Source organism: Anaerotignum sp. (assembly GCF_031981185.1).
GTDB lineage: Bacteria > Bacillota > Clostridia > Lachnospirales > Anaerotignaceae > Chakrabartyella.
Map to the genome: position 1 here is coordinate 6,283 of NZ_DALYUL010000008.1, position 3,138 is coordinate 9,420.

Annotated in this window: 3 protein-coding genes and 1 pseudogene; 2 read left to right on the top strand and 2 right to left on the bottom strand. The window is 39.2% G+C overall.

What is annotated here, in order from left to right; genetic code table 11:
- Positions 1–488 (bottom strand): annotated as a pseudogene (locus RTK36_RS05975) (4Fe-4S cluster-binding domain-containing protein); the annotation flags it as partial.
- A gap of 113 nt (positions 489–601) precedes the next feature.
- Positions 602–748, bottom strand: a complete 147-nt coding sequence (scfA, locus tag RTK36_RS05980) for a six-cysteine ranthipeptide SCIFF (RefSeq protein ID WP_066053385.1) — start codon at positions 746–748, stop codon at positions 602–604.
- A 418-nt stretch (positions 749–1,166) separates the two neighbouring features.
- On the opposite strand from scfA, the gene RTK36_RS05985 reads away from it, so the two are divergent.
- Together RTK36_RS05985 and RTK36_RS05990 are read left to right on the top strand one after the other, a co-directional pair.
- Positions 1,167–1,805 carry a TrkA C-terminal domain-containing protein gene (locus RTK36_RS05985; RefSeq protein WP_312045248.1) on the top strand — a complete coding sequence of 213 codons (639 nt, stop codon included), beginning with the start codon at positions 1,167–1,169 and terminating at the stop codon, positions 1,803–1,805.
- 352 nt (positions 1,806–2,157) lie between these two features.
- Positions 2,158–3,138: ABC transporter ATP-binding protein (locus tag RTK36_RS05990; protein ID WP_312045250.1), on the top strand; the 981-nt coding region annotated here is incomplete at its 3' end.

Genomic DNA, 3,138 nt, shown 5'->3' on the forward strand with positions numbered 1-3,138 from the left:
ATCAAAGGTTAGCCACCGAAAAAATCCACTTCCAAATTCACTCTGTTTCCCGAGTTGGCGATGAGAAAATCCAGGGCTTGCTTACCCACTTCAAAGGTCATTATGGCGCGTTCTCCTTGATATTGTCCCTGTCTGGCAAAGCAATAACTGCAATTTAAATTGCAAGTATGGGCAACATGAAGACAAAGTGCTTTAATTACCTTGCTGTTGTTTTTAAAATCATAAGCAAGGCTTTCGTATTCGTCCTTGGTGAACAGTCTGTCACCGTCCACTAAGGCTTGAATATCCTCAATGCACAGTAAAATTTCTTCCTCTGTAACATCAGGTCTATCTTTATATTTTTTTAATATTGTCTGAACAATTTCATCCTTACCATTGGTTTCAAACATTTGCATGATGTCATACGCCACCTCATCCACCGCATGAACTGATCCGCTGCAGGTGTCCAGCACAATGTTAAACTCGTTTAATTTATATTGATGTACCAATCCATTCAATCCTTTCTACAACAAAGGGCAATGCCCCTTGCAGAAATGCCCCAATACGAAAAATGCCGCCCTACTGAAAGCAGGCGGCGGATTCGTTGTCAATCCTTTTGAGCTTACTTCTGTTTGTTCTCGCAGGGCTGATTTGCTACGCCACAGGAGGTTTTGCAAGCAGACTGGCAGGATGTCTGGCATTCGCCACAACCACCAAAAGCTACGCTCTTTTTCAGGTCACGAGTTTTAATTGTCTTAATTCTCTCCACGGTTTCATCTCCATTCTAATTTATGAAAATTCTATGCGTTTTCGATTGCCTGTAAGAGAAAAACTCTTCCGCTGAAAATCGCCGTTTATACTGAAAAAGTATATAACAAGTACCCCAAATTGTCAAGGCGTATCCTTAGGAAATCAAGGTTTCCCCTCCCCCTAGTTCCCATTTTTCTTTCAAATTAAAAAAATATCTTTCCCCCTATTTTTATTTTATGTTAAGCGCTCCATTTGGCGCAAAAGGCTTTTATTACGGGGATTTTATGGAACTGGACTTTCCATATGAAATATGTTAGAATGCATCTTAGTATTTGGGAAACAAAAAAATCCTTGACAAGATCACGGTTTCAGTGTCCATGTTGAAGATTTGTTCCAATTTGCACGGTTAAAATATTTAAAATAAAGTGGTGTATAAAATGAAAGAAAAAATTAACCCGCCCGTTTACTCACAAATCGCCCTTGATATCGCCTTGCGTATTTCGAGAGAAGAACTAAAGGAAAACACAAAAATATACGGTCGCTCCATTATGTCCTCAGAATATGGCGTATCCCCTGAAACCATACGCAGAGCACTAAAGCTGTTGGAAGATGTGGGTATTGTTGAGGTACGAAAAAATAGCGGGGTGGTTATTCTTTCTGTTGATAAGGCAAAGGATTTTGCACAACGCTTCAGTGAACAAAACGATACCCGCCTCATTGAACGTAATCTTAGACGGCTATTAGATCAACAATTGAATCTAAACGATCAAATTCGGGAAATGGTTTCTCATTTGGTACGCACCAATGATAAATTTTCCAAGAGCAATCCCTTTCAGAATTATGAAATTGATGTTCCCGGTGATTCTCCTCTTATTGGTAAAAGTCTGATGGAGCTTATGTTTTGGCATAAAACAGGTGCAACCATTATTGCCATTCGCCGTATAGACAAAGTAATCTTATCTCCTGGGCCTTATGCTGTTTTGTTGGAGGGAGACACTATTATCTTTGTGGGTGATATCTCTACCATAGAATCTGTAGGAAACTATATTACAAAAGCCCAGCAAATATCAGAATAAAATTAATCTTTCCTGACCTCCGTTCATTATAAAATGACGGAGGTCTTATTTTATGTCCTAAAGGGTTCAGTAAAAGTAGGTCTCCGCCTTTTGCTTCTGTGGCCAATTTATTAAACTAAAACGGAACTAATGAAGTCATTTTTTTATATCTCAACGTTTCATTTGATTCGCTCTCGCTACATTATATAAATTGCCTTAAATAAGCAATTATTCAACTTAACTCATAGCCCTGGTCTTTTCGCCAAACACAGGGATTTTTTTGTGCAAATCCAGTTTTCTTGACAACTGACAACTTAACATGTATAATAGAGGTTGTTACTTTCGACAATAAAAGAAAGGAGATTCAAACTTTATGATTCAATTTCGTAACGTAAGTAAGCGCTATGGTAAGAAAATTATTTTAGATAATCTTACTCTAGATATAAAGGCTGGTGAATTTGTTATTCTCATTGGCCCCAGTGGTTGCGGTAAAACAACTACACTAAAAACAATCAATCGTCTGATTGAACCTGATTCCGGTGAAATCTTTATTGATGGTAAAGATATTACCAAGGTAGACCCCGTACAGCTGCGCCGTACCATCGGTTATGTCATTCAGCAGATTGGGCTTTTCCCCAATATGACTGTGGAGCAAAATATTGCTATTGTTCCAAAACTTCTGAACTATAAAAAAGAAGAAATCGACGAAATCGTACATCGTTTATTAGATTTGGTAAATATGCCATATGAAGAAAATGCAAAAAAATATCCTTCGGAGCTTTCCGGCGGACAGCAGCAGCGTATTGGTGTTTTGCGTGCCCTAGCAGCATCACCGCCAATTGTTCTGATGGATGAGCCCTTTGGCGCTCTGGACCCCGTAACAAGGGATTCCTTACAGGAAGAGGTAAAAAAAATCCAGAAAAAATTAGGCAAAACAATTGTCTTTGTCACCCATGATATGGATGAGGCTATTCGTCTTGCAGATACCATTGTTTTTATGAATGAGGGTAAGGTTTTACAGGTAGCTTCCCCCGAGGAAATGCTCCAAAACCCTGCTGACCCCATTATTAAAAGCTTCCTTGGTAAGCATATGAATAACGGAAACAGCACCAGCAATATGGTGGCTTCTGACTTTATGCGGTCCAAGGTTCTTACCGTACCAAAAACAAAGAAAACCTTGGAATGTATCGAGCTGATGAGTCGTAGAGATGTTTCCTCCCTCATTGTGGTGGAGGATGACGATACCTATTTAGGAACCGTCTCTGTTGATAAAATCAAAGCACAAGGTAAGGCGGGTAAGGAAATTGCAGAATTAATAACCGTAGAGGCTATAACAGTAAACTGCAATTCCAAC